At 49.1% G+C, this 19973-nt stretch carries 16 protein-coding genes; 7 read left to right on the plus strand and 9 right to left on the minus strand.

All coding sequences use genetic code 11. The annotated features are described in order from the left end of the window. The first annotated feature begins 54 nt into the window (after window positions 1–54). Window positions 55–897: a polysaccharide deacetylase family protein gene (locus ABK447_RS01040; protein WP_012118785.1), complete on the plus strand. Its 843-nt coding sequence runs from the start codon at window positions 55–57 to the stop codon at window positions 895–897. Between the two features lie 34 nt (window positions 898–931). Here the strand turns inward: ABK447_RS01040 and ABK447_RS01045 are convergent, their stop codons facing one another. Further along, window positions 932–2275, minus strand: coding sequence for a 2-hydroxycarboxylate transporter family protein (locus tag ABK447_RS01045; protein ID WP_076424752.1), 1344 nt, complete (start codon window positions 2273–2275; stop codon window positions 932–934). A 502-nt stretch (window positions 2276–2777) separates the two neighbouring features. Here ABK447_RS01045 and ABK447_RS01050 point away from each other — a divergent pair. The 5 genes from ABK447_RS01050 to ABK447_RS01070 all read left to right on the plus strand — a co-directional run bounded on the left by ABK447_RS01050 (window position 2778) and on the right by ABK447_RS01070 (window position 9535). After that, window positions 2778–4184, plus strand: coding sequence for a cytochrome ubiquinol oxidase subunit I (locus ABK447_RS01050; protein WP_007614697.1), 1407 nt, complete (start codon window positions 2778–2780; stop codon window positions 4182–4184). Next, window positions 4168–5184, plus strand: a complete 1017-nt coding sequence (gene cydB, locus ABK447_RS01055; RefSeq protein ID WP_012118783.1) for a cytochrome d ubiquinol oxidase subunit II — start codon at window positions 4168–4170, stop codon at window positions 5182–5184. The genes ABK447_RS01050 and cydB overlap by 17 nt, the downstream gene beginning before the upstream one ends. Then, a complete protein-coding gene (cydD, locus tag ABK447_RS01060) occupies window positions 5184–6887 on the plus strand; it encodes a thiol reductant ABC exporter subunit CydD (protein WP_012118782.1) in 1704 nt (567 codons plus the stop codon). The genes cydB and cydD overlap by 1 nt, the downstream gene beginning before the upstream one ends. After that, the gene (gene cydC / locus ABK447_RS01065; protein WP_094031397.1) at window positions 6884–8614 is read left to right on the plus strand and encodes a thiol reductant ABC exporter subunit CydC; all 1731 of its coding nucleotides are present in this window, start codon (window positions 6884–6886) and stop codon (window positions 8612–8614) included. Before cydD ends, cydC begins: the two co-directional genes overlap by 4 nt. Before the next feature lie 90 nt (window positions 8615–8704). Next, on the plus strand, window positions 8705–9535 hold the full coding sequence (locus ABK447_RS01070) for an NAD(P)H-hydrate dehydratase (protein ID WP_052827997.1): 831 nt from the start codon (window positions 8705–8707) through the stop codon (window positions 9533–9535). Window positions 9536–9548: 13 nt separating this feature from the next. On the opposite strand, the gene ABK447_RS01075 is transcribed toward ABK447_RS01070, so the two are convergent. After that, window positions 9549–10907, minus strand: a complete 1359-nt coding sequence (locus ABK447_RS01075; protein WP_015240847.1) for a cytosine permease — start codon at window positions 10905–10907, stop codon at window positions 9549–9551. Window positions 10908–11223: 316 nt separating this feature from the next. Here ABK447_RS01075 and ABK447_RS01080 point away from each other — a divergent pair, with 316 nt between their 5' ends. Then, a complete protein-coding gene (locus ABK447_RS01080; RefSeq protein ID WP_025285486.1) occupies window positions 11224–12210 on the plus strand; it encodes a choloylglycine hydrolase family protein in 987 nt (328 codons plus the stop codon). Between the two features lie 38 nt (window positions 12211–12248). Here the strand turns inward: ABK447_RS01080 and katX are convergent, their stop codons facing one another. The 7 genes from katX to ABK447_RS01115 all read right to left on the minus strand — a co-directional run bounded on the left by katX (window position 12249) and on the right by ABK447_RS01115 (window position 19969). Continuing rightward, window positions 12249–13862 carry a catalase KatX gene (gene katX / locus ABK447_RS01085; protein WP_094031396.1) on the minus strand — a complete coding sequence of 538 codons (1614 nt, stop codon included), beginning with the start codon at window positions 13860–13862 and terminating at the stop codon, window positions 12249–12251. A 77-nt stretch (window positions 13863–13939) separates the two neighbouring features. Next, window positions 13940–15022 (minus strand): glycosyl hydrolase, encoded by a 1083-nt coding sequence (locus tag ABK447_RS01090; protein ID WP_012118776.1) that lies wholly within the window; start codon window positions 15020–15022, stop codon window positions 13940–13942. Between the two features lie 19 nt (window positions 15023–15041). Next, a complete protein-coding gene (manA, locus tag ABK447_RS01095; RefSeq protein ID WP_039063820.1) occupies window positions 15042–15986 on the minus strand; it encodes a mannose-6-phosphate isomerase, class I in 945 nt (314 codons plus the stop codon). Then, window positions 15983–16864 carry an ROK family protein gene (locus ABK447_RS01100; protein WP_015240843.1) on the minus strand — a complete coding sequence of 294 codons (882 nt, stop codon included), beginning with the start codon at window positions 16862–16864 and terminating at the stop codon, window positions 15983–15985. Before ABK447_RS01100 ends, manA begins: the two co-directional genes overlap by 4 nt. A 19-nt stretch (window positions 16865–16883) precedes the next feature. Continuing rightward, window positions 16884–18284, minus strand: coding sequence for a glycoside hydrolase family 1 protein (locus ABK447_RS01105; RefSeq protein WP_094031395.1), 1401 nt, complete (start codon window positions 18282–18284; stop codon window positions 16884–16886). A gap of 29 nt (window positions 18285–18313) precedes the next feature. Then, on the minus strand, window positions 18314–19633 hold the full coding sequence (gene celB, locus ABK447_RS01110; RefSeq protein ID WP_012118772.1) for a PTS cellobiose transporter subunit IIC: 1320 nt from the start codon (window positions 19631–19633) through the stop codon (window positions 18314–18316). An 18-nt stretch (window positions 19634–19651) separates the two neighbouring features. Then, complete coding sequence (locus ABK447_RS01115) at window positions 19652–19969, minus strand: PTS lactose/cellobiose transporter subunit IIA (protein WP_007407750.1); 318 nt, start codon at window positions 19967–19969, stop codon at window positions 19652–19654. Window positions 19970–19973: the final 4 nt, after the last annotated feature.

Consider the following 19973-nt stretch of genomic DNA (forward strand, 5'->3'; position numbering starts at 1 on the left):
TTATGACGCATAACCGATATAAAAAGTAAATAGAAGACAGAAAGCAGGAAAACGATGAAACGCATGATCATGTGCATGTGCCTTTTGGCTGCCGTGTTTACGCTTGCCGCCTGCTCGGGCCATGAGGCAAGCGCCGAACAAAGCATTCCGAAGGCAGAAGCGCACCACGATAAAAAGTCTGTAAAGCGCCAAATCAAAAAAGAGCCGGATACGTCCGCCTGGGTTCAAACGAAAGGAACGGCAAGACTGCCGATTCTGATGTACCACAGCATTTCTGAGGGAAACAGCCTGCGTGTGCCGAAGGAAGAATTCCGGCAGCATATGAAGTGGCTTCATGATCACGGCTATTATACGATGACTCCTGAAGAGGCCTATCTGATGCTGACGGAGGATAAGGAGCCGCGTGAAAAATGTGTTCTGATCACATTTGATGACGGCTATACCGACAATGTGAAAGCGGCCTATCCCATTTTAAAGAAATACAAGATGAAAGCGACAATCTTTATGATCGGAAACTATATCGGGCATAAGAATCATCTGACTGAGAAGCAGATGAAGGAGATGGCCGCCCACGGCATTTCCATTCAGAGCCATACGATGAACCATCTCGAATTGAACGGGCTCACACCGCAGCAGCAGCGACGTGAAATGAAGGACTCTAAGCGTTTATTTGATCAAATGTTCGGGCAGCGGACGTCTATGATCAGCTACCCAGTCGGACGATATAATAAGGAAACATTAAAAGCCGCCGCCGCGTCAGGCTACCGTATGGCGGTTACGACGGAGCCGGGAGCGGCGTCAAGAGATCAGGGGCTTTACGGGCTTCACCGCGTCCGTGTGTCGCCGGGCATGTCCGGCGCGGCATTCGGCTCTTATATTCAAAATGTGATGAAATAACAGAGCCTCCGCATATGCGGAGGCTGTTTTCAGTTTAATAGAATTGATGAAGCAGCAGAAGGGTGACACTCACGGTAATTGCTCCGCCGATTCTGGTCGACACTTGGGCGAACGGCATAAGCTCAAGCCGTTCAGCGGCGCTCAAGATCGCGACGTCGCCGGTGCCGCCCTGGCCGGAATGGCAGGCATTAATAATCGCCGTCTCAATCGGGTACAGATTCAGCCATTTTCCGGTCAGAAAACCGACGGCCATCATCGTGACGACGATTGATAAAATGGTAATGATGTTGCTGATCGTAAACGCCGCAATCAGCTTGTCCCACGGTGTCATTGAAACGCCGATCGCAAATAAGAGCGGATAGGTCACGGCTGTCGAGAAAAAGCGCGAGACGCCGAAGGCTCCGTTTTCAATTGAAGCCGGCGCCAGCCTGAACAGCTTAATGAGAACGGCAAGGACGAGCATCACGACAGGAGCCGGAAGCTGAAAGAAATCATGCGCCAGCATGCCGACCAAATAGAGGGAAACCGCTAAAATACCGCCCGAAGCGAAAAAGGACAAATCAAACGTTTTATCATTGGCCGGCTGTTCCAATGCGGGAGCGGAATGATCAGACTTATCAACCTTCCCGTTGCCCGTCCATTCCGGTTTGCGTTTCCCGATGACATTCAGCAAACCCGATAACATAATGGCGCACAGGCTGCCGAGCATGATGGACGGCAGCACAAGCGCAAAGGCGTCTCCCTGGGACATCGGCATAATGTCGGAGTAGCCGATGGATAAAGGAATCGCGCCTTCACCGACACCCCCCGCCATAATCGGAACGACAATATAAAGCAGTGTGTGCTGAAAGCCGAGCCCGAGCAGCGTCCCGACGCATAAGCCGACGATGGCGGCCGCGATCGAGCCGGCGATCAGCGGAATAAAAATCTTGACGAAAGCTTTGACGAGCGTCTCTCTTTTCATCCCGAGAATACTGCCGACGACGATACCGGCAATAAATAGATAGAGAAAGTTGGAGCTTTCCGTGAATTCTGTTGTTGAAGTAATAATGTCTTTCGGAAGCAGGTGGTAGTAGACGACAGCGGATGGAATAAAGGTTGCGAGAATCGCAGGGCCGCCGATGGACCGCACGATCGGAATGGATTTTCCGATCTGGCCGAAGGTAAATCCGAAAAAACTCATGACGGCAATTGATGTCAGAATGTCGCTTTTTACATCACGGCTCATGACAAACACCGTAATAAGCAAGAGAAGCAGGATATAGATAGGAAGAGGAATAATGCCGATTCTTATATTCATTGCTCTGGCAAACCAGTTATCAGTCCGTTCCTGTTTTTGGATTGAATCCGTTTGCAATTTTGGTTGAAGTTCTCCCATGCTTGTTCCCCCAGTCGTTATGTAGTGAAAAAATATCCCCATTTAAAGTATACTAAAAAATTTAAATTGTTCATATATTATGAATTTACTAGAGGACATGCTTTCTTCACATTTTCTTTCTCAAAATGGCGATTTGGCGGGCTTTTTCACCGAGAAAAGCATTTTGTTCGCCACACGAATAAAAAAGAGGTACGATATCAAAGGGACAAATATCCTAGGTGCTGACATAAAATCTCTACAAATCCGACAATAATCGGTCACAATTTCAGCCTTATTTTAGGTATATTGATCTTTTTTTTTAGGCTGAATCGTTGTAAAGTAATGATATTGAATCATTTCGATGACAGCCGCTGTCCCCCAGGGTGTACAGGCTGATATTTCAATAGTTTTGACGAATTTGTGAAACATTGAGCAAATATATCATTTTTTGTGAAATACCGAGCAATGATTTTTCTATGTTTGTGAAATGTTGAGCAATTTACCAGATTGGAGGAAAAACATCATGAGTGAGTTGGTATTAGCCCGCATTCAATTTGCATCTACAACATTGTTTCACTTCTTGTTTGTGCCTTTGTCTATCGGGCTTGTGTTTATGGTTGCTTTGATGGAGACGCTTTATGTTGTCAAAAAACAAGAGACCTATCTCAAAATGGCTAAATTTTGGGGGCATCTCTTTTTAATTAACTTCGCTGTCGGCGTCGTCACAGGGATTCTTCAGGAATTCCAGTTCGGATTGAACTGGTCTGATTATTCCCGTTTTGTCGGAGACGTATTTGGAGCTCCGCTTGCGGTTGAAGCGCTTTTGGCGTTTTTTATGGAGTCTATTTTTATCGGATTATGGATTTTCGGCTGGGACCGTTTATCTAAAAAAGTGCATTTGCTTTGCATTTGGCTTGTGTCCTTCGGAACGATTATGTCATCTTTCTGGATTTTGACGGCAAACTCATTCATGCAGGAGCCGGTCGGCTTTGCGATTAAAAACGGCCGCGCGGAAATGAATGATTTCGGGGCGCTTTTGACAAACCCTCAGCTTTGGGTTGAATTCCCTCACGTCATTTTCGGGGCGCTTGCCACGGGTGCTTTCTTTATTGCCGGTGTCAGCGCATTTAAATTATTGAAGAAAAAAGAAGTGCCTTTCTTCCATAAATCTTTCAAGCTTTCGATGATTGTCGGTCTGATCGCCGGTATCGGCGTTGCGTTCAGCGGACATATGCAGGCTGAGCATTTAATGGAATCGCAGCCGATGAAAATGGCTGCCAGTGAAGCGCTTTGGGATGACAGCGGTGATCCTGCCGCGTGGACGGCTTTTGCGAATATTGATACGAATAAAGAAAAAAACACATCAGAAATTTCAATTCCTTACGCACTGAGCTACTTGGCTTACCAGAAGTTCAGCGGCAGTGTGAAAGGGATGAAAACACTTCAAAAAGAATACGAAAAAACGTACGGAAAAGGCGACTATATCCCGCCTGTTAAAACGACGTTCTGGAGTTTCCGCATTATGGCGGGAGCGGGCGCGCTTATGATTTTTGCCGCGATTGCCGGCTTTATTCTGAACCGCCGCAAAAAACTTCATACGAGCAAGTGGTATTTACGGGGCATGATCGCACTGATCGCATTCCCATTCATTGCGAACTCTGCCGGTTGGATTATGACTGAAATCGGCCGCCAGCCGTGGACGGTCATGGGACAATTGACGACCGCACAATCCGTTTCTCCTAACGTAACGACGGGATCTCTGCTGTTTTCAATTATCAGCTTCGGCGTCATGTACTTGATTTTAGGCGCGCTGCTTGTTTTCCTATTCGTTCGTGAAATTAAAAAAGGTGCGGACCATGATGATCATAAGGATGTTCCTGTGTCAACGGATCCGTTCAGTCAGGAGGTCTACCATGGGGTCACTTCATGATCTTTGGTTTATACTCGTTTCAGTTTTGTTTGTCGGATTTTTCTTTTTAGAGGGTTTTGATTTCGGTGTCGGCATTTCGACCCGATTTCTTGGCCATAATGAATTAGAACGCAGAGTGCTGGTTAACACCATCGGCCCGTTCTGGGATGCGAATGAGGTGTGGCTTATCACAGGTACGGGAGCGATCTTCGCGGCATTCCCGAACTGGTATGCGACGATGCTGAGCGGATATTACATTCCGTTTATCATCATTCTTCTTGCCTTGATGGGGCGCGGCGTGGCATTTGAATTCCGCGGCCAAGTGAATAATCTGAAATGGGTCAAAACATGGGACTGGGTGATTTTCTTCGGCAGCCTTATCCCGCCATTTGTATTCGGACTTATTTTCACAAGCTTGTTCCGCGGTGTGCCGATTGACGGACATATGAACATTCACGCAGGTTTTTCAGATATTGTGAACGTGTATTCCGTTCTTGGCGGTGCGGCCGTCACCCTTCTTTCATTCCTGCACGGTTTAATGTTTATCACCCTGCGCACGATCGGTGATTTACAAGAGCGTGCGAGAAAAATGGCAAAACGCGTAATCGGTGTTATCTTTCTTGTTGTACTTGCTTTCTTTGCGATGTCTGCATACGATACGGATATGTTTACACGCCGGGCAAACATCACGATTCCGGTATTCGTGCTGATTGTCATCTGCAACGTTCTTGCCATTGTGTTCATGAGCAAGAAAAAAGACGGCTGGGCATTCGGTATGACCGGCGCGGGTCTTGCTTTGACAGTTGCGATGATTTTTATCTCTCTGTTCCCGCGCGTCATGGTCAGCTCGCTGAAAAGCGCGTATGACTTAACAGTAGCTAACGCGTCTTCCGGTGATTATTCACTTAAGGTCATGACAATTGTCGCACTGACTCTGCTGCCGTTTGTCATCGGCAGTCAGATCTGGAGCTATTATGTCTTCCGGAAACGCGTCAGCCATAAGGAGCCTATGACTTATTAATGGGAAAAGACCTGTTTCTTTATAAAGGAATGAAGCGGATTCTTGCGATCATTACGGGATTAACGATTATACAAACGGCCGCCATCATCTTGCAGGCGGAATGGCTGAGCCAGGCGGTAACCGGATTATTTAACGGGAAGCGGATTGCTTCTCTTTATCCGGTTATCGGCTTTTTCCTGCTTGCGTTTTTGGTCCGGCATGCGGTGACAACGGTCCGGCAGAAAATCGTGTACCAATATGCCGCGCAAACCGGCGCAGACTTAAGAAAAAGATTTCTTGAGCAATTGTTCCGTCTCGGCCCCCGCTTTGCGAAAAAAGAGGGGACAGGCCGGATGGTGACGCTGGCGATGGAAGGCATCAGCCAGTTCCGCCGTTATTTAGAGCTGTTTCTGCCGAAAATGGTCAGCATGGCGATTGTGCCGGCGGCCGTTGTTATTTACGTGTTTTTTCAGGATAAAACATCGGCATTGATTCTGATTCTTGCGCTTCCGATTTTGATTGTATTTATGATTCTGCTCGGACTTGTGGCACAGAAAAAAGCCGATCGCCAATGGAAGTCCTATCAGACGCTTTCCAATCATTTCGTGGATTCGCTCCGCGGACTGGAGACATTGCGGTTTTTAGGATTAAGCAAATCACACAGTAAAAATATCTTTCATGTCAGTGAGAGATACCGCAAGGCGACGATGAGCACGCTCCGGGTCGCGTTTTTATCATCATTCGCCCTGGACTTTTTTACGATGCTGTCGGTGGCGACAGTGGCGGTGTTTCTCGGCTTGCGGCTGATAGACGGACAAATTCTGCTCGGGCCGGCATTGACCGCGCTCATTCTCGCGCCTGAATATTTTCTCCCGGTCCGCGAAGTGGGAAATGATTACCACGCGACGTTAAACGGGCAGGAGGCGGGGAAAACCATTCAAGCGATTTTGGCGCAGCCCGGTTTTAAAGAAGAAAAGCCGCTCGAACTTGATACGTGGACTGACGGGGATGAATTACAGCTTACGCGTTTGTCCGTCCGAGAATCGATGTCTGAATTTCATCTGTCCTTCAAAGGGAAGAAGAAAATCGGGATTATCGGGGAAAGCGGTGCGGGAAAATCGACACTCATTGATGTGCTGGGCGGCTTTTTAGAGCCTGCGTCCGGTGAGATCAAGGTAAACGGTGAATCCCGCTCACATCTGCAGTCGGACGGCTGGCAGAAGCAGCTGCTTTATATTCCGCAGCACCCGTATATTTTTGATGACACGCTTTTGAATAATATCCGGTTTTATCATCCTGATGCTTCGCGTGAGGAAACGGCGCAGGCCGCTAGATCGGCGGGTCTTTCCGGACTGATCCGTGATCTGCCCGGCGGTCTTGACGGCCGGATCGGCGAGGGCGGACGGGCGCTCAGCGGAGGGCAGGCTCAGCGTGTCGCGCTGGCCAGAGCCTTTTTAGGAAACCGGCCGATTCTCCTTTTGGATGAGCCGACCGCTCACCTTGATATTGAAACAGAATATGAAATAAAAGAAACAATGAAAGACCTGTTTGAAAATAAGCTTGTTTTTCTGGCCACTCACCGTCTTCACTGGATGCTTGAGATGGACGAAATTATCGTGCTTGATGACGGCGCAGTGGCGGAAATCGGCACCCACGACGAATTGATGGCGAAACAAGGCGTATACGCCAAACTTGTAAAGGCGCAACTGGGGGAAAGAACATGAGAAAAGAAGAATGGATTCTGCCGTATATGAAGCAAAATGCCCGTTTGTTTGTTCTTGTGATTTTTTTAGGCGCGGTGACGATTTTTTCGGCGGCCTTTCTCATGTTCACTTCCGGTTTTTTGATCTCTAAGTCGGCGACCAGGCCTGAGAATATCCTGCTGGTGTACGTTCCGATTGTAGCCGTGCGGACCTTCGGGATTGCCCGTTCAGTCTCACGGTACGCCGAGCGTCTGACGGGGCACCATATCATTTTGAAAATCGTGTCCGACATGAGGGTGCGGCTTTACAATATGCTGGAGCCGGCCTCGCTCATGCTTTCATCCCGTTTTCGGACGGGCGACATGCTCGGCATTTTGGCTGAGGATATTGACCATTTGCAGGATGCGTTTTTAAAAACGATTTTCCCTGCGGTTTCCGCTTTGCTGCTGTATGCGGCATCCGTTATCGGACTCGGCTTTTATTCCTGGCCGTTTGCCGCTTTTGCGGCGATTTACCTGTTTATATTGGTTGTAATGTTTCCGGTTGTGTCGCTTCTTGTGACGAGAGCGAAAAACATGAGGCTGAAAAGCGGCCGGAATACGCTCTACAGCCGGCTGACAGATGCCGTGCTCGGCGTGAGCGACTGGATGTTCTCGGGACGCCAGGAGGCCTTTATTTCCTCTTATGAAGAGAAAGAGAAGGCGTGGTTTGACCTTGAAAGCAAACGTCAGCGGTTTACGAGATGGCGTGATCTCGCCGCGCAATGTCTTGTCGGCGGCTTCATATTGATCATGCTGTTCTGGACGGCGGGTCAGTATGCGGACGGCAGCATCGCCAACACGATGATCGCGGCCTTTGTGCTTGTCGTATTTCCATTGACGGAGGCGTTTCTGCCCCTTTCGGATGCGCTGACGGAAGTGCCTTCTTATCAGGATTCCATCAAAAGAATGAGTAAGGCGGCTCCGGAGCTGCGAAGTCGTGAGGTGAAGCAGACGGATGAGAAACTGGATGTATCGGATGTGACACTTACATTTGATAACGTGACGTTTTCTTATGATCAGCACAGTCATGTGCTTGACCGTTTTTCCTTCACTCTCCGCCAAGGTGAAAAAATGGCGCTGCTCGGCAGGAGCGGCTCCGGTAAGTCGACCTCTCTCGCTTTAATTGAAGGTGCCTTAGTTCCCGATTCGGGCAAAGTGATGCTGAATGGGCTGGAAACTGCGGCCGTGCAGGAGCAGATTTCCTCAGCGGTGGCCGTTTTGAATCAGAAACCTCATCTCTTTAACACGAGCATTATGAACAATATCCGGCTCGGAAACGGCAAGGCGAGTGATGAAGATGTTAAGCGTGCGGCTCGGCAAGTGAAGCTGCATGATTATATTGAATCACTGCCTGACGGATATGAAACGTCCGTGCAGGAGACGGGGATTCGTTTCTCAGGCGGGGAACGGCAGCGGATCGCGCTTGCCCGTATTCTGCTCCAAGACACGCCGGTCATTATCCTTGATGAACCGACGGTCGGCCTTGATGCGGTCACTGAACGCGAATTGCTTGATACGATTTTTGATGTCTTTAAAGAGAAAACGATCCTCTGGATTACACACCATTTAGCGGGTGTGGAAACAGCTGATAAAATCGTCTTTTTAGAAAATGGAAAAGCAGAAATGGAAGGAACTCATCAAGAGCTGCTTGCAGAAAACGAACGGTACCGGAAGCTTTACAGTCTTGATGTTCCAATCAGAACATAAACAGCCGCAAACAAGCGGCTGTTTTTTTGTGCGGTTTAAAATCTCTTCTTGTTTGGAATATAAATAGGAGACAGAAGAGGAGGTACAGAGATGAATATAATGGATTGGACGGAACAGGATGTGAAAGATACGCTGCCGAAGCGGGAGGCAGACAGCCATAAGGGGACGTTCGGGACGGCGTTATTGCTGGCCGGCAGCGAAGACATGCCGGGAGCCGCCCTTCTGGCCGGATTGGGCGCGATGAGAAGCGGTGTCGGCAAGCTCGTCATCGGTACATCGGCAGGCGTCATCCCGCTTATCGTCCCGGTGCTGCCGGAAGCGACGTACTGGCGTGACGGCTGGAAAAAAGCCGCGGCGGGCCAGCCCGGGGAAACCATCCGGGCCGCTGCCATCGGACCGGGCCTTCCCCAAACAGACGAAGTGCAGCAGGCGGCTGATCAGCTGCTTTCTGCCGATTATCCCGTCATACTGGACGCGGGCGCCATTACGAAAAGAACCTATCCAAAGAGGAAAGCCCCCGTGATCTTGACGCCTCATCCCGGCGAATTTTCCAGAATGACAGGCCTTCCGATTCAAGAGATTCAGCAGAACAGAGCGGGATATGCCGCGGAATGGGCGGAGCGGCTTCACGCCACGATTGTCCTGAAAGGAAACGAAACCATTATCGCTTTTCCCGACGGGGAATGCCGCAGGAATACAACAGGAAACGGCGCGCTTGCAAAAGGCGGGACCGGCGACACGCTGACGGGAATGATTCTCGGCATGCTGTGCTGTCATCAAGACCCGAAGCATGCCGTATTGAACGCCGTCCGCCTTCACGGTGAATGTGCGGAGTTATGGACGAAAGAGCGCTCCGCCCATACCTTATTGGCGCACGAACTTTCTGAACTGCTGCCGCGTGTATGGAAGGAATATGAATAAAGAAAAGGCGTCTTCATAGAGAAGGCGCCTCTTGTTGTTTTACCCTTGATTTCATCAGGACATAATACAGCAGCGACGGAACGGCCAGGCCGATGACCCAGGCAATGTCGCCTCCGCCGAATATTTCAGCGAGCGGCCCAATGTAAAAGGATGTATTGATGAACGGGATTTCTAATATAATCGACAAAACGAAGGCGGCCGCTGTAATCCAATTGACCCTGCCGTATTGTCCGTTGACGTCAAACATTGATTTGACGTGGTATTTTCCGCGGCGGATAAAATAGTAATCCACGAGGTTGATCGCCGTCCATGGAATTAAGAAATAACTGATGAAAAAGATGAAATTTAAAAACAGTTCCATGAAATTGCTTTGGCCCAAGAGACTTAATACAGTACCTGCTGCCGTCACACAAAGGATCATTACCACTCTCGTTTTCGGCGTCACCTTCAGTTTTAAAAACGGCTCTAAGGTAGTCGTCGTTGACATAAAGGCTCCGTATAAATTAAAGACGTTGATCGCCATTTGCCCGAACAGGACGATGATCAGCATAATAAAGGAAAACGGACCGAACAATCGGACAATCTCATTTCCCGCATTAGCGGTAAATTCCGGGAGCGCCGTCGTCAAAATGGCGCCGAGAAGCATCATCCAGATGGAACTGACTGACGTACCTGCGTAGCTGTACCAAAAGGTATGCGATGCCGGTGTTTTGACCGGCAGATAACGGGAATAATCTGCGACATATGGCGCGTATGCCAGCTGCCATGTGGCCACCGCGCTGACCGCCACTAGAAAAACAGGCAGATCTAATGAGCCGGGCACCCAGCTTCCTGAAGGAATCGGCAGTTGAAAAATAAGAATCGTTGCAGCAAAAAAAACGGCAAAGGAGGTCCAAGAGAGGATTTTCTGCATTTTGTGAATCAGATCATGACCGTAGATCGTGAGTAAAAAACAGATGGCGCTTAAGCCGATAATACACCATGAAGCCGGAATCGGTACAAAGCTGCTCAGTGTACCGGCTGCGAGAATCGTACTGCTCGCAAAGAAGCCCAGGTAGATAAACATGACCAAAAAGAGGGGCAGAATCGCTCCGATCACGCCGAATTGCGCGCGGCTTTGAATCATTTGCGGAATTCCGAGCTGAGGTCCTTGTGCGGAATGAGACGCCATAAAGATTGCGCCGATAAAGGTTCCGATAATAATGGCGGCGATACTCCAAAAGAGATCGAGTCCCATTGTAACGGGCAGTGTGCCTGTGACTAACGTCGTAATATGCATATTAGCCCCGAACCAGACGGGGAATAAATCTTTAGCCTTTCCGTGTCTTTCGTCATGCGGAATATGTTCAATCGTTCGCCTTTCTACTTTCAATAGATAATCTCCTCCGTATGTTCTTCTTTAACATAAAGACATAGCTTAACAGATTGACCTGCCGTTTACAAATTCCAGCATGCAGGAAAAACATTGTAAAGCCTCGTTGACAGCCGTTCAAAAGTTTTTTTGAAAAACGGAACAAACACTGCCGCCAAAACGATTTGCCAGGGTTTAAAAGGCATGGATATGCTTACGGACTAATATGTATTAAGGAGAAATGTGTCAATCTTTTGACGAATGGAGCCATTATTCGTTAAGCTGAAAGAATAGTTTACTTTGTGTAAATTTCATTAATGAAAAGGGGATTGATGATATGTGTACAAGTCTTACATTGAAAACGACAGACGGTAATCACCTATTGGCGCGAACGATGGATTTTGCATTTCAGCTCGGGACGGACGTCGTGCTTTATCCTCGTCAGTACAGCTGGAAAAGCGAAGCTGACGGCAGGATGCATAAGACGAAATACGCATTTATCGGCATGGGGAGAAATCTCGGCAATGTTCTGTTTGCCGACGGCGTAAATGAAAAAGGGCTGTCGTGTGCGACGCTGTATTTTCCGGGCTTTGCGGGATACGAGAAAGCGGAACGGGAGGGCACCTGTCACATCGCTCCTCATGAGTTTGTCACCTGGGCCTTATCAAACTGTGAATCTCTTGAAGACATAAAGGAAAAGCTCGGTTCGCTGACGATTGTAGAGAAGAAATTGATGTTATTGGATACGGTGCTGCCTCTTCATTGGATTTTATCAGACCGCACGGGCGGCTGCATTGTCATCGAGCCGACACCGGAGGGAATGAAAGTATATGACAACAAACCCGGAGTGATGACCAACAGTCCGGAATTTCCTTGGCATGTGACCAATCTGCGCCATTATATCGGAATCAGGCCGCAGCAGTCAGAAAGCAAAACATTGGGCGGAATGACATTAACCGCTTTCGGCCAAGGATCTGGAACGATCGGGCTTCCCGGTGATTACACGCCGCCATCCCGATTCATCAGAGCCGCTTATCTGAAAGAGCATTTAGAGCCTGCCGCTCATGAAACGGATGGCGTTACGGCCGCTTTTCACGTGCTGTCCAATGTGAATATTCCAAAAGGCGCGGTGATCACAGAGGAGAATGAAATTGATTATACGCAGTATACGTCGGTCATGTGCTGTGACACCGGGAACTACTACTTTCATCTGTACGACAACCGGCAGATTCACAAAGTAAGTTTATTCCATGAAGATCTTGACCGTCCGGAGCCGAAAGTATTTGCGGCCGCGGCGGAGCAGAATATACAGGAGCTGAATTAGCTCAAAAAAAACAGGACGCGATTGTCCTGTTTTTTTATTTAATACGGATCAGACGGATGGCTTTCCTGTTCAGCCTGTTTTGCGGCTTGTGCTGTATCAGTAGTGCCGATCGGCCCGCCGCTGTTGCTTTCGGCGGCTTTTTTCAGCCCTTCCGCCACACGTTTTCCGTAGTCCGGATCTGCTTTTGTGAAATTCTCAATCATTTGATCCTGAATGTCTTTCCGGCAGGAAGAAAGCGTATTGACCAGGTTTGTGATCAATTCGTTCCGTTCAAATTCCGAAAATCGGCGGTATGTTTCTCCGGCCTGGCCGAAGTTATTCGGCCGGTCGATCGCTTCCCGCTTCACATCGCCTTCGACATGAGGTGTATGGTCTTTCCCATCCTGCTTTGCTTCGTTGAGTCCTCCCATAATGGACGGCTCATAGTTGACGTGCGGGTTTTGTCCTTCTGCCCGATCGACCCGATACTGCATTTGCCCGCCTTCCTGGTTGGTGGCGACATGCTTTTTCGGCGAGTTGATCGGAAGCTGCAGGTAGTTTGCGCCGACGCGGTACCGCTGGGTATCTGAATAGGAGAATGTCCGCCCCTGAAGTAATTTGTCATCCGAAAAATCAAGGCCGTCCACAAGCACGCCCGTTCCGAATGACGCTTGTTCCACCTCGGCATGGTAGTTTTCCGGGTTTTTGTTCAGAACCAATTTACCGATCGGCTTCCAAGGGAAATCGTCTTTATACCACAGCTTGGTCGGATCAAGCGGATCAAAATCCAGCTCGGGGTGTTCGTCATCAGTCATGATTTGCGCATACACTTCCCATTCAGGGTAATCGCCTTTTTCAATCGCTTCATACAAATCCTGTGTCGCATGGTTAAAGTTTTTCCCCTGAATCTCTTCCGCTTCCTTCTGTGTCAGGTTGCGGATGCCCTGTTTCGGTTCAAAGTGATATTTGACGAGCACGGCTTTTCCTTCTTCATTGACCCATTTGTAGGCATGGACGCCTGAGCCCTGCATCTGCCGGTAGTTGGCCGGGATGCCCCACGGCGAAAACAAGAAAGTGATCATATGAGTCGCTTCCGGTGATTGGGAAATGAAGTCGAAAATACGCTCGCCGTCCTGAATGTTCGTAACAGGATCAGGCTGAAATGCGTGCACAAGATCCGGGAACTTCAGCGGATCACGGATAAAAAAGATTTTCAAGTTGTTGCCGACCAGATCCCAGTTGCCGTCTTCGGTATAAAGCTTAACGGCAAACCCCCGGGGGTCACGCAATGTTTCCGGGGAATGCTTTCCGTGGTTGACGGTAGAAAACCGCACAAACGCCGGAGTTTTCATTCCTTTCTTTTGAAACACTTTCGCTCTTGTGTATGTAGAAATCTCCTCGTCTCCAAAACTTCCGTACGCCTCAAAGTATCCGTGTGCCCCGGCACCGCGCGCGTGAACGACGCGCTCGGGAATCCGTTCGCGATCAAAGTGGCTGATTTTCTCCAAAAAATCATAATTCTCCAATGTCGTCGGTCCTCTATTGCCGACTGTCCTGACATTCTGGTTGTCAGTGACCGGATGGCCCTGCCGGTTTGTCAGCGTGTCTTCTGACTCGCCTTTACCGGTCGTCTTACTGGAAAGCGTTTCTTCGCTGTTTTTGTTATTTTCCATTGTTGAACCCTCCTTTTTGAACGGTAACAATATGCCCGGCAGAGCCGTTTTTTAAAACCGATTTTCAAAAGAAGCAGTTATTCCGCGATCGGCGTCAAGGACCCGCCGTTCCATATTTCGCCCTTGTTCAGCGTCCAGCTGTTTTGATAAAGGGCCTGCGCGCCTAGGTTGGCCGCCGGACTTAATTGTTCATCCCATGTCAAAAAGTACGTGGTCTCGGGATACTTTTGCCTGATCGCATTGATAAAAGCAGCATAATCAAAGCTTCCGATATTACCGGACGGACCGGTTTCGGCAAAGGCAAACGGTTTTTTCAGAGACAGCATTTCATCATAGCCTGATATCGCATACGGATCAGTGAAGTAAGCGTCCAGACCGGTAATATCCACATAAGATGAGCCTGGGTAAAAGTCTGTTTTAAAGTCTCTGTTGGCATCCGGCGAATACACCCACAAAAGGTTATCCAATCCTCTTGTCTCTGTCATATAGCGGTATATCTTCTTGTAAAGCTCTTTGTACAGCGAGATTCTCTCATTGTCTTTTTGGTTGTAGCCTGTCAGCCCCCACCAGAACCACTCGCCGTTCATTTCATGCAGCGGTCTGAACAGAACGGTGACGCCTTGATTTTTCAGCTGAGTAAGGCCGTCGGCGATTTTGCTGAGCAGCGCCTCCAGCCGTTTTCCTTCAACAGTTGAAGGGTCCAGGATGTTTTTGTACTGGCTGTTTGAGATGGCCGTTTTATAGTTTCCGGATGGAAAAGCCGGATTTGCGAGATGCAGGCTGACCTGAGGGAGGCCGCCGCTTTTCCAGTATGAGATTAAGCTGCTGTTGCAGCTGTAATCGATAGAATCGGTGATATCCGCTGTTTCAAGCCATCCTCTCCCATAGTCACAGCCGTAGATGGCGGGAGACTGTCCCGTCGCGTTTTTCAAGCGGTTTTCCTCTGTCATTGAAAAAGTGACATCGCTGTACCCGCCGAACGCCCCGGACATGACCCTGTTTTCTGAACGGTTGGGCAGGTGCGCCAGCCAGTTCATGATATCTTTTGTCGTCTGCTGGGCATTTGGGTTGACGGGATAAACGGTGTGAGCCGATATCGGACTGGCGGCTCCTAAGAGTAATAAAACGATAGACAGGCAGACTGCTAACTTTTTGAGCATATAAAAGACCTCCTGATTTTTAAGATGATGAAGGATGTGAAACGATAACCTCACAATCTCCTTCTATAACAAAATCTCCGGAATCCGCCGGCACGATAAAGTGATCGCCTTTGTGAATGGGACATCCATCCAGTTCTCCGCGTCCTTTCATGACGCTTGCGAGTAAATACCGGCCGGGTGCGGGGAATGATGCTTTCCCGCTCACATCCCATTGATAAACTGAAAAGAAAGGTGTTTCGGCGAGTATCGTAATAAGAGCATCTCCGATCCGATGCTTTGTGCTTTTTACATTTTCATCGGTATGGGGAATGTCTGTTACGTCAATTGCTTTCTGAAGATGAAGCTCGCGTTTATTCCCGTTCCCATCCGTCCGGTCATAGTCGTAAAGCCGGTAGGTGGCATCAGAGCTTTGCTGGATTTCAAGAACGAGCGTACCTTCACATAAAGCGTGCAGTGTGCCGCTCGGGACATAGAAAAAGTCGCCGGGCTTAATGGGGATGCGGCGGAGCAGGTGATCCCACTCGTTTCGTTCAATGAGCCGAACGAAATCTTCTCTCGTTTGGGCGCGGTGCCCTAAAATGAGCTCCGCGTCTTTTTTGCAGTCCAACACGTACCAGCATTCCGTTTTTCCGAGTTCTCCGTTTTCATGCCGATGTGCATATGCGTCATCCGGATGAACCTGCACGGATAAGTCCATATTTGCGTCAAGAATTTTTGTGAGCAGGGGAAAAGCCTCTTCTTTCGGATGTCCGAACAGGTCAGGGTGTTCATTCCAGAGACGGTGTAATGATGTTCCGGAAAAAGGCCCGTTCCGCACAATGGAAGTACCGTGCGGATGAGCTGAAATCGCCCAGCACTCTCCCGTCCGCTCAGAAGGAATCTCATACCCGAATGTATCGCGCAGCTTCGTCCCGCCCCATAATCTTTCTTTAAAAACCGGTTCCAAAAATAAGAGTTTCGTCATTTTCCCGCCTCCCGGTTTGCCGCTTCTAAGGCCTGCTCCGCCAATACGAGCGAACCGGCCGCGCCGGAGTGAATCCCTAGTTGAGGGGGAACGATGAAGTGTTCAATGTCGGGCAGATCAATATATTGATTCAGCCGCTTTTTCACGTGCTGACGGATAGAAGAGAACAGCTGCCGCTGCTTCATGACGCCTCCGCCGAGAATGATCTTTTCCGGCGAAAGTATGAGAATATACTGCACAAGCGCTTCGGCAATATAATAGCCCTCAAGCTCCCACACTTCCTGCTGATCCGTGAGCAAAAATGCTTTTTTCCCCCAGCGTTTCTCAATGGCGGGGCCTGCCGCGAGGCCTTCCAGACAATCTGTATGGTATGGGCAATTGCCTTTGTAGCCGTCGTCCGGATGTCTTCTGACATAAATGTGGCCCATTTCAGGATGAGACAGCCCTTGAACAAATCTGCCGTTCATGATGGCGCCCGCGCCGATGCCTGTGCCGACCGTCAAATAGAGGCAGCTGTCCGCGTTTTTGGCCGCGCCGAAAGAAGCTTCTCCAAGCGCCGCCGCATTAACGTCGGTGGTGAAGCCTGCGGGAATATCCAGAGCGCTTTTGATCGTTTGAAGAATAGGGCAGTTCCGCCAGGCTGTCTTCGGCGTCGCGGTGATGCACCCGTAAGTTTGACTGTCAGGACGGATATCAATCGGCCCGAACGAACCGATGCCGATGGCGTCTATCGGGAAATCTGTAAAGTAACGGATGACCTGTCTGAGTGTGTCATCCGGTTCTCCCGTCGGAAACTCTGCTCTGTCCAGAATGGTGCCGTCTCTTTGTCCGGCGGCACAGACAAATTTCGTGCCGCCGGCTTCAATACCTCCAAGCATGGCCGTCCCTCCTCATCTGTTAAAATCCGTTTTGATCGGAAACGGATTTGAACCAGCGGCCGCTTTTTTTGACGGTCCGTTCGCCCCCGTTTTCCAGATTGACAGATACAAAGCCGTAGCGGTTTTTATAAGCATTTGTCCAAGACCAGTTGTCCATGAAAGTCCACAGGTGATAGCCTTTTACATTTGAACCTTCTCCGATGGCCCGATGCACCCATTTCAGATGTTCCTGGATAAATTCAATCCTGTAATCATCCTGAATGATGCCGTTTTCATCGCGGAAGCGTTCCTCGCCTTCAACTCCCATGCCGTTCTCAGAAATAAAACACTCGATATTTTCGTAATGTTCTCTGAGATTGGTAAGAATGTCGTAGATTCCTTTTTCGTAAATTTCCCACCCGCGGTGAGGGTTCATTTTCCGGCCGGGCATGACATACGGATCGAAGAAACGCTCAGGCAGAAAAGGGGCATGCGGATTCGGAACATGTTCTTTTGCCTTGACGCGCCTCGGCTGGTAGTAGTTCACGCCTAACAGGTCGACCGTATGCTCCTGAATGAGGCGGAGATCTTCTTTCTCATAATGCGGCAGAAAGCCTTCCGCCTTGAGAATCTCGACAAGCTCCTCAGGAAATTCGCCCTTTACGGCGGGATCTAAAAATGAACGGTTGAAAAAGGCGTCGGCAATCCGGGACGCTTTGACATCTTCAGGATGTGAGCTTCTCGGATAAGAAGGCGTCAGATTCAGAATGATTCCGATTTGTCCATCCTGTTTCAATTCTCTGTAGGCTTTGACAGCCCTTGCATTCGACAGCAGGGTATGGAAACCGGCCTGCACCGCTTCTTGAAAATTAACGTGATTCGGGTAGTGAAAGTCGTATAAGTAGCCGCCTTCAATCGGCACAATCGGCTCGTTGTGAGTGAACCATTTTTTCACCTTGTCACCGAATAGCGAAAAGCAGGTTTTGGCGTAATGTTCAAACGCGTCAACGGTGTTCCGGCTGACCCAGCCCCCCTTCCGCTGAAGGGCGAGCGGCATGTCAAAGTGAAACAAATTGACAAACGGCTCAATGCGATGGGCAAGCATTTCATCGATGACGTCCTGATAAAACGCGACCGCTTTCTGATTGACCTCGCCGGTTCCGTCCGGAATCAATCTTGACCAGGAAATAGACAGCCGGAAGGAGTTATGGCCGATTTCTTTCATCAGCCGGATATCCTCCTTGTATTGATCGTAAAAACGTGACGTGTCGCCGGGGCCGACGCCGTTAAAAAAACGGCTCGGCTCTTTTTCATACCAGTAATCCCATATGTTTTGGCTTTTTCCGTCTCTGTCAGCGGCGCCTTCTGTTTGGGTGGCGGATGCGGAAGAACCCCACCAGAATCCTTCCGGAAAACGATATTGAATATTTGATTCAGTCAATTGATTTCTCTCCCTTACTGCGATTTTGATTACATACTCATGCTGTCATCCCGGGCATGCTGCTCGGTCTCAGCTTCTTTTTCCTTTGCCATGTTTAATTTGTCCAGCGCTTTAAGAAACGGGAACCAGATGACAAACACAATACAGAGGTTGACCAGCTGCATAATGCCGCCCATGACGGAATTGGTCGCCATAATCCCGTTAATGAAAAGGGGGACGGTCCAAGGCACGGTCACGCCGGTAGGAGGGGGCACGATCCCCGCCGACATGGCCAGGTAGGTGACGAGGGTGACAACCATCGGTGCGATCACCCACGGAATGATAATGATCGGGTTCATCACGATCGGCAAACCGAAAATAACCGGCTCATTGACGTTGAAAATGCCTGGCGCGAGACCGAGTTTGGATATCTGTTTCATCTGTTTGCTTTTCATAAAAAGCAAGATGGCGATCACTATGGCCAATGTCATTCCGGTTCCGCCCATTCCGACGGTGTAAATCTCCATAAACGGCTTAGAAATAATATGGGGAATCTCTTTTCCCGCTGTATACGCTGCCAAATTTTCGACCTGTAATGTATTCCAAATCGGGTCCATCACGGAATTGATAATGATTTGTCCGTGAAGTCCGAAAAACCATAAAATCTGAATAAAGAAAACAGCGATTAATGTAGGAATGATGCCGCTTCCAAGTCCGACAAGCGGTGCTTGAACCGTATGATAAATGACATCATGCAGATTGGTGTGAAAGATTTGGGTGACAGCCGCATTGATCAAGAGGAAGACGGTAAGCGTGATAAAAGCCGGAATCAATGCGGCGAACGATTTAGCAACAGCCGGAGGAACACCGGCAGGCATCTTAATCGTTAAGTTTCTCTGAACGATTCTTCTGTAGATTTCACCTGACAAAAACGCGGTCATCATGCCGAGAAACATCCCTTTTGCTCCAAGCCGGTCAACCGGAATGACGCCTGCGACCGCTTTGCCCGTTTCCGGCTCTAAAACGAACGGGGTGAGCAGCAGAAAAGAAACCAATGCGATCGCTCCGCCGAATACGGCCTCCACTTCGTAGCTTTTGGAAAGGTAATAGCCGATCCCGAAGACGACAAAAATGGACATAATCCCCATCGTCGCCGTCGAAGCGCCGCCAAACCCGGATTGAAAGACAGACAGGGCGGAGCTGCTCATGATTTTGTTTAAAAACGGCAGGTTCGTCAGCACGACGAACACCGAACCGAAAATGGTCAGCGGAAACGCCAGCATAAAAGCATCCCGTAAGACTTGCAAGTAGCGGTTATTGTTTAATTTTCCCGCGATCGGAACAAGGAATTGGCTGATTTTCTCAAACACGTCTTCACCCCCGGCTTTTTATAAATTCTTTGATTGAAATAAGTCGAGCATTTCTTTGACGAGCTCTTTCATTGAAAGCGCTGACATTAAGTGATCTTCAGCATGCATAAAAAGCAGAGAGACATCCGTCTTGGCGCCGCCGGCTTCTTTTTGAATCATCTGAAAATGGATGTCGTGCGCTTTCCCCAGTTCTTCTTCAGCCTTTGTCAGAAAGGTGTCTGACTCATCTGTCCGGCCGTCTTTATAAGCGCGTATCGATTGAATAATATTGCTGCGGGCATTGCCGCTGTGAAGAATCAGCTGAAAACTGATCTGTTCATCCGTGTACGTTTCCATGCTT

Source organism: Bacillus sp. hwrm1 (genome assembly GCF_040207805.1).
Classification (GTDB): Bacteria; Bacillota; Bacilli; order Bacillales; family Bacillaceae; genus Bacillus; species Bacillus velezensis.

Bases quoted from the DNA above. Each gene is read 5' to 3' on its own strand.
- ABK447_RS01040 (WP_012118785.1), top strand. From the start codon at position 55: ATGAAACGCATGATCATGTGCATGTGCCTTTTGGCTGCCGTGTTTACG.
- ABK447_RS01045 (WP_076424752.1), bottom strand. From the start codon at position 2,275: ATGGGAGAACTTCAACCAAAATTGCAAACGGATTCAATCCAAAAACAG.
- ABK447_RS01050 (WP_007614697.1), top strand. From the start codon at position 2,778: ATGAGTGAGTTGGTATTAGCCCGCATTCAATTTGCATCTACAACATTG.
- cydB (WP_012118783.1), top strand. From the start codon at position 4,168: ATGGGGTCACTTCATGATCTTTGGTTTATACTCGTTTCAGTTTTGTTT.
- cydD (WP_012118782.1), top strand. From the start codon at position 5,184: ATGGGAAAAGACCTGTTTCTTTATAAAGGAATGAAGCGGATTCTTGCG.
- cydC (WP_094031397.1), top strand. From the start codon at position 6,884: ATGAGAAAAGAAGAATGGATTCTGCCGTATATGAAGCAAAATGCCCGT.
- ABK447_RS01070 (WP_052827997.1), top strand. From the start codon at position 8,705: ATGAATATAATGGATTGGACGGAACAGGATGTGAAAGATACGCTGCCG.
- ABK447_RS01080 (WP_025285486.1), top strand. From the start codon at position 11,224: ATGTGTACAAGTCTTACATTGAAAACGACAGACGGTAATCACCTATTG.
- katX (WP_094031396.1), bottom strand. From the start codon at position 13,862: ATGGAAAATAACAAAAACAGCGAAGAAACGCTTTCCAGTAAGACGACC.
- ABK447_RS01090 (WP_012118776.1), bottom strand. From the start codon at position 15,022: ATGCTCAAAAAGTTAGCAGTCTGCCTGTCTATCGTTTTATTACTCTTA.
- manA (WP_039063820.1), bottom strand. From the start codon at position 15,986: ATGACGAAACTCTTATTTTTGGAACCGGTTTTTAAAGAAAGATTATGG.
- ABK447_RS01100 (WP_015240843.1), bottom strand. From the start codon at position 16,864: ATGCTTGGAGGTATTGAAGCCGGCGGCACGAAATTTGTCTGTGCCGCC.
- ABK447_RS01115 (WP_007407750.1), bottom strand. From the start codon at position 19,969: ATGGAAACGTACACGGATGAACAGATCAGTTTTCAGCTGATTCTTCAC.